Source organism: Microcoleus sp. PH2017_09_SFU_O_A, from assembly GCF_020738625.1.
Classification (GTDB): Bacteria; Cyanobacteriota; Cyanobacteriia; order Cyanobacteriales; family Microcoleaceae; genus Microcoleus.
The window spans coordinates 24,759-31,532 of sequence record NZ_JAEQCF010000090.1 but is presented as its reverse complement, the minus strand read 5'-3'; the positions used below and the strand labels follow the sequence as shown (position 1 = coordinate 31,532).

5 protein-coding genes are annotated in these 6,774 nt (G+C 46.4%); all 5 read left to right on the top strand.

The genetic code is table 11. From position 1 onward, the window contains the following. The first annotated feature begins 276 nt into the window (after positions 1-276). Positions 277-804, top strand: coding sequence for an FHA domain-containing protein (locus tag JGK16_RS27305; RefSeq protein ID WP_293184423.1), 528 nt, complete (start codon positions 277-279; stop codon positions 802-804). Positions 805-1,115: 311 nt separating this feature from the next. After that, positions 1,116-3,119 (top strand): FHA domain-containing protein, encoded by a 2,004-nt coding sequence (locus tag JGK16_RS27300; RefSeq protein WP_293184425.1) that lies wholly within the window; start codon positions 1,116-1,118, stop codon positions 3,117-3,119. 180 nt (positions 3,120-3,299) lie between these two features. Further along, complete coding sequence (locus JGK16_RS27295; RefSeq protein WP_293193250.1) at positions 3,300-3,728, top strand: hypothetical protein; 429 nt, start codon at positions 3,300-3,302, stop codon at positions 3,726-3,728. 249 nt (positions 3,729-3,977) lie between these two features. Continuing rightward, positions 3,978-5,147, top strand: coding sequence for a DNA cytosine methyltransferase (locus JGK16_RS27290; RefSeq protein WP_293203523.1), 1,170 nt, complete (start codon positions 3,978-3,980; stop codon positions 5,145-5,147). Positions 5,148-5,400: 253 nt separating this feature from the next. Then, positions 5,401-6,753, top strand: coding sequence for a tRNA (N6-isopentenyl adenosine(37)-C2)-methylthiotransferase MiaB (gene miaB / locus JGK16_RS27285; protein WP_293193252.1), 1,353 nt, complete (start codon positions 5,401-5,403; stop codon positions 6,751-6,753). Positions 6,754-6,774: the final 21 nt, after the last annotated feature.

The following is a 6,774-nucleotide window of genomic DNA, read 5'->3' as shown; positions in this document are numbered from 1 at the left end:
TATTTAATTGTACCTTTGTCCTTAAAGTACCGTTGCCGACTTTCGTAAGTCCCGACATTAAACAGATTGTTTGACCACCTCAACAGTTGCTCGACAATGATTTTGTCGAGTCCTGTTAAATGCCAAAGGTCTCTTTGTACTGCGTACATCTTTTTTTACCCTCCTTGATTGATTTTACTAGAATTGGTAAATATTTAACTGGCAGGATCAATCCTGCAATGCCCTTTCATCCCTGGACTAAAGTCCCAGGGTTTTCACGGTATTTCTTATAAAACGATGACAAACCAGCTAAATTTAACATGGACAGAGGCTGGGGTTCGTCAAACTCAGACGATTCTAAACGAACAGCCAAGCAAAAACCCGGGAAGCGTGAGACTCGGACGCGACCCAGCGCAGTGCGATATAGTATTTTCGGATTCGAGCGTATCGGGGTTGCACGTCGAAATATTTTTTAATCGCGAATTGCAGGAGTATGCAGTGCGGAATTTGCGCGCCAGCAATCCGCCCCTGGTAGACGGAAAAATTCTCGCCTCGGGCGAAGCAATATTGAAATCCGACAGCCGCATCCATTTAGGCCAAGTGGAAATCGAGGTGAATGTAACTGAGGTGCACTTAGCCGCGCCGCTGACAGTTTTGCTTGGGGCGCCTCCGGTGCAAATTTCTTCCCCGCCGACGCAGCCTTCTATTTACGGTTTGCAGTGTCCCAAGTGCAGCCGCGTTTCGCCTTACGCGCAGTTGAGTGCGGGGTGTCCGTGGTGCGGTACTTCTTTGGCGGCGGCGGCGAGTGTGGTGCTGTCTCCTTGAGGGAAGAGAAAAAGCCAGAATCGCGCGATCGCTCTTTTGTTCGATCGCGCGATCGCCAATGCTAGGATCTTGCTGGCAACGGCATCTAATTTTTACTTCCTGACACTTTTGGGACTGCATTCAATCGAAAATCTCAAATATCAGGGGCGAAATAACGAGAAATCTACAGATATTCTCGGTTTCTAGCCCCCATGCACCTAAAACTATTAAAGTTTTTGAGATAGGCCCCGAGATCAAATCAAATCTCTCAAATTCAAAAATCTTTTTTCCCAGAAAGCTCAAAGCCGACGGCTGATGTTTAAAAAATAATAATGAATCCTCAACCCTTGCACCTGCGACTTACTTGGAAAGATACAGCTACGGGGGATTGTCGCTCCCCGATACTCGAATTGCCCATCGCTTTGGGACGTATTTTTGAAGGTATGCCCTCCACCATCAACGGTGAGCGAGTTTCTCGAATTCCCCTCAAAAGCAGTCAAGTGTCTCGGTTTCACGCTGTGATTGCCACCGAAGGCGACAGTATTGTAGTTACTGACACCGGCAGTCGCAACGGTACTTTTGTCAACGGCACCCGCCAAACCCGGTGCGTGCTGGCAAATGGCGATATGCTGCAAATCGGGCCCTACAAGATAGCCATTTCATTTACTGTTAATTCCACAGAAACCCAGTCTGTCAATTCTCACATTTTCTTTAACCCGCAGACCAATAGGCCAGACCCCGCGTTGGGGCAGCCCATGGTGTCGCCGGTGCCTCAAACAAATAGTAGGGGAGAATTTCCGCCGATCGCATTTTTGCAGGCAAATCAAGTCACAATGCGATCGATCCAATCTATGGGACTCCCGGTTGAAGAAATTGATTGGGCTGCTGTTGGTGGCGGTTTGGGCAGCTTGATTTGGGTGGATTTGCTGAGAATTTGCGGCGTGAAGGTCGATCGAATTGCCGTTCTGGGCATGGAAGAGCAACCTTACGCCCGTTACCGTCGGTTGTGCCTGAATTCTCAAATTCCGCTCAGGGAAAGGCTGCGATCGAATTCTGACTCGTGTCCAGACAACATTTGGGGCTGGCCTCCCTATGCTGTGCGGGAAGCTTGGCAGGAATTGCGGAAAGGGCGGTTGATGGTGTCGCTGAAGTTGATGTGGCAGGTGTTTGCGGAACCGACTTTTGCCGAAACTTATACGCCGCGCGCCGGAAATGTGTTTGATTCGATTGACAGGGAAACTGTGCGTATCGGGTGGAATCAGATGTTTCGCTACGGGAGAGTGCGGGCGATTCGCCAGACAGATGACGGTAGGTACGCGATCGCTTATTCTCGATCGAATGCCAACCAGCGCGATCGTGCTTTTTTAATCGCCAAATACGTACACTTAGCCACCGGCTATCCCGCCATTCAATTTTTGCCCGACTTGCAAGAATATCGCGAAAAAACCCAGGATTTTGAGTCGGTTGTCAACGCTTACGAAAGTCACGACGGCGTTTACGAAAAGTTGGAGGCGAGGGGCGGCAGCGTTTTAATTAGAGGGCGGGGAATTGTGGCTTCGCGGGTGGTGCAGCGAATTTATGAAGCGCGACAGCGAAATGCCAACATTCAAGTATTGCATTTGATGCGATCGCCCAAACCTCAAGGTAACAAATTTAACCTCACCGTGCGAGTCGTCGAAAATCACTATGAATTTCAACCTTTCAACTGGCCCAAAGCCTGTTGGGGCGGCGAACTCCGCGTACTTTTGGAAAAAGCCAAACCCGAATTTCGCCCGCAGTTTCTCGGAGACTGGGGCGGCACTACCACAGCCAATCGCAGCGACTGGCGGCGGATAGTCAAAGAAGGTTTAAGTCAAGGATGGTATCAAATTACCTTCGGGGAAGTCGAGCGAGTCGAGCGCGACAGTCAAAACCGCACCGTGACTTACATTCAAGAAAAGGATCTCAAAGGGCAAATTAAGTTACAAGCTGATTTTATTATTGACGCGACAGGTTTGGACGCTAAGGTAAAAACCAGCCCCCTGCTAGAGGATTTGGTAATTCAATACAATCTTCCCCTCAACAATTTGGGGCGTTTGAGTGTTAACAACGATTTTGAAGTGCCCGAATTGCGGAACGCCTCCCCCAACAACCCAGAAGGGCGGGTGTACGCAGCGGGCGCGATTACTTTGGGCGGGCCTTACGCGCCCGTAGACAGCTTTTTGGGCTTGCAATACGCCGCCCTGCGTTCCGTTGAAAGTCTGGCCGCTAACGGAGTTCCGGGTGTTGGGAAATTGAGCGTTTGGCGATCGTTCTTACAATGGTCAAAGTGGATTTTAAATAAATCTCCCGGCTAAATTGAAAAAGTTCGGTAACGGATTTTGTAGCGGATTTAACGGATGTAAAAGAGCTTCGCATTCAACCTCAAATCCCAATCCCCAATCCCCAATTCAAAATCCCCAATTCAAAATCGCCAATCCCCAATCCAAAATTCAAAATCCCCAATCTAAAATCCAAAATCTAAAATCTAAAATCGAATGACCCCCACCTTATTCGGCCGCTGGCAAACTCGGTTACTGCTATTTGCAACCATCGGCGTTTTAGTAACCCTGCCATTTTTTCTAGGTTTAATCACTTCCACATCAGGTGCAATCTTTTTCTTAATTTTAGGTTATGTAGCAATTTTTGGCATCGGCTGGGATATCTTATATATCTACATCCAGCAGTTTCGCTGGGATCGAGATTGGCCCGGCGCATTTCAATTAATCGCCGGGATTTGGGAAGCACTTTTTGTGTTATTTTTAATTAAAATTATCGGTTTGCCGGGAATACCGCGAGAAAATTTTGACTTAACAGCTTTTGCATTGCATTACAGTTTAGTGTGGCTGGCTATTTATCTAGCATCGCAAACACTGATGCGGATTTTCTTTCCCTACTGGCGTTTCCGAGGCGGCCAATGGTTTTAAGAATAGAGTTGAATTTCATAAATCTTTGAGGAGAGAAGGAAACCGCAGATGTCAGGCAGATTGACGCAGATGAACGCAGATATTTTTGAGAGAGGAAAGCGCATGAAGACAATGTTGTTGTCTAATAGTTTTGACCAGGGAAACGGCACTGCCGTGTCCGGCGCGGGGTTCTGCGACTTTTAGCAATAGTCAGGTGCAAGCCCAACCGAATTTATAGTAAGCTTAGTTTAAAATAACTGGGATGATTTAATGTACCGTTCTCCCTGTATATTCTCCTTTTTTTCCGGTTCGGGATTCCTTGACCTCGGTTTTGAATTAAATGGGTTTCATGTAGCCTATGTCAATGAAATTTTCCCACCTTTCATGCAAGCATACCGCTACTCTCGGCAGTGCCTGAATTTGCCGCTACCAGAATACGGATACTGCGAAGGCGAGGAAGCAGATGTCACTCAACTTGTAGGGGGAAAACCAGCTTCTCGCCTGCGGGAATTGATGCAGGATGCCCGCCAGCATCACGATATTGTGGGATTTATCGCTGGGCCGCCTTGTCCAGACTTTTCTGTGGGTGGTAAAAACCGAGGGCAGGAAGGAGATAAAGGCAAACTTTCAGCTTCCTACATTGAATTGATTTGCCAGCAGCAGCCGGATTTCTTTTTGTTTGAAAATGTCAAAGGTTTGTGGAGGACAAAAAAACATAAAGCTTTTTACGACGAACTCAAGCTTAAGTTGGCTGATTCGGAATATTTTTTTGTGGAACGTTTAATAAATGCGATCGAATATGGAGTACCGCAGGATAGAGACCGAATTATTTTGATTGGCTTTAAAAAAAATCTTGTCAAAAATCTGGGGATTATTCTAGATGAAACCAGCCCAATGTTACCTGAAAATTTATTCCCCTGGGAAACTCAGATATTATATCCCAAATCAGAAGTTTTTTGTCATCCTTGGTCTGAAAGAAATGCTTTTGTACGCGATGGTTTTTTGCCTTGTCCCGATGGCATCACCCAAGAATTAACAGTTGAGTTTTGGTTTCAAAAAAATGATGTTCTCAACCATCCCAACGCTGAACATTATTTTCAACCAAGAGCAGGTATTAAAAGGTTTGCTGAGGTCGATGAGGGAGACGATTCAAAAAAATCTTTCAAGCGCCTGCACCGCTGGCGTTATTCGCCGACTGCTTGTTATGGAAATAACGAAGTTCACTTGCACCCTTACAAAGTTCGCAGGCTTTCTGTTGCTGAAACACTAGCTATTCAGTCTCTACCAAAAGAGTTTGCACTGCCGGATAATATGACATTGACGAATATGTTTAAAACAGTTGGAAATGGAGTTCCTTACTTGGCTGGGCAAGGTATTGCTAAAACTATTTTACATTTATATCATAGGTTTGTAGTTTGTAGGGTGTGTCGCCTGCGATAAATCTCTGCATCACAATCGACAATCTAATGGCGAAGCACCACCAGCACCAGCTATTGTAAACAAACCCCAAAATATATTGTAGCAATATTTTTCAGCAATGGTATTAATCGCCGCGCCTCACACACCCTAAAGGTTTGTGAAAGTTGTTTTTCAATAAATTAAGAACAAGAAAAGTTCACAAAGGGTTGAGACTTGTTATATAATAGTTGGTTAAGGTTGAAAACCTAGATTTTTTATTTTCCTGCAATTCGCCATGACTGTTAAACCCCGCCGCTATCACATTACCACTTTCGGATGCCAGATGAACAAAGCCGACTCCGAACGGATGGCTGGCATTCTGGAAAATATGGGCTTTGAGTTCTCGGAAGACCCGAACGACGCTAGTTTGATTCTCTACAATACTTGCACCATTCGCGATAATGCCGAACAAAGAGTTTATTCTAACCTGGGAAGGCAAGCTCATCGCAAGCGTAAAGAACCGGGTTTGACTTTAGTTGTAGCTGGATGCGTGGCGCAACAGGAAGGTGAGGCGCTGTTACGGAGAGTGCCGGAATTGGACTTAGTAATGGGGCCGCAACACGCTAACAGACTTGAAGATTTGCTGGAACAAGTTTTCCAGGGAAATCAAGTTGTGGCGACTGAAGCTGTGGAGATTATGGAGGATATTACTAAGCCTCGTCGCGACAGCCAGGTGACTGCTTGGGTGAATGTAATTTATGGCTGCAATGAACGCTGCACTTATTGTGTTGTGCCAAATGTTCGCGGGGTTGAACAGTCGCGAATTCCGGAGGCTATTCGGGCTGAAATGGAGGAGTTGGGCCGTCAAGGTTACAAGGAAGTGACTTTGTTGGGGCAGAATATTGATGCTTACGGGCGCGATTTGCCGGGGACGAAACCGGATGGTAGCAACCTGCATACTTTGACTGATTTGCTTTATTTTGTGCAGGATGTTCCTGGTGTCGATCGCCTGCGTTTTGCTACTAGCCACCCTCGCTATTTTAATGAACGATTGATTAAGGCTTGTGCGGAGTTGCCGCAGGTTTGCGAACATTTTCACGTGCCTTTTCAGTCGGGAGATAATGAGATTCTGAAGGCGATGTCTCGGGGTTATACTCAGGAGAAATATCTGCGAATTGTTGATATGATTCGCCGTTATATGCCTGATGCTTCGATTACGGCTGATGCGATTGTCGGGTTTCCTGGGGAGACGGAGGCGCAGTTTGAGAAGACTCTGAAGTTGATCGAAGATGTTGGTTTTGATTTGGTGAATACTGCTGCTTATTCGCCTCGCCCGGGAACGCCTGCTGCGTTGTGGGAAAATCAGTTGAGTGAGGAGGTAAAAGCCGATCGCCTGCAACGTATCAATCATGTCGTGACAACAACGGCTATGGAGCGATCGCAGCGCTATTTCGGGCGCACGGAGGAGGTTTTGGTGGAAGTCCAAAATCTCAAAGATCCAACTCAGGTGATGGGGCGCACTCGCGGCAATCGTCTCACATTTTTTAAGGGGGATATTGCACAATTGGCTGGTAAGATTGTGCGTGTTAAAATTACTGATATTCGCGCTTTTAGTTTGACTGGCGAAATGCTGGAAAATCTAAATTAGATTGCGAATTTAATTTCTTTT

What these genes read in the sequence shown, in the direction of transcription:
- JGK16_RS27305 (WP_293184423.1), top strand. Translation starts at nt 277, where the DNA reads ATGACAAACCAGCTAAATTTAACATGGACAGAGGCTGGGGTTCGTCAA.
- JGK16_RS27300 (WP_293184425.1), top strand. Translation starts at nt 1,116, where the DNA reads ATGAATCCTCAACCCTTGCACCTGCGACTTACTTGGAAAGATACAGCT.
- JGK16_RS27295 (WP_293193250.1), top strand. Translation starts at nt 3,300, where the DNA reads ATGACCCCCACCTTATTCGGCCGCTGGCAAACTCGGTTACTGCTATTT.
- JGK16_RS27290 (WP_293203523.1), top strand. Translation starts at nt 3,978, where the DNA reads ATGTACCGTTCTCCCTGTATATTCTCCTTTTTTTCCGGTTCGGGATTC.
- miaB (WP_293193252.1), top strand. Translation starts at nt 5,401, where the DNA reads ATGACTGTTAAACCCCGCCGCTATCACATTACCACTTTCGGATGCCAG.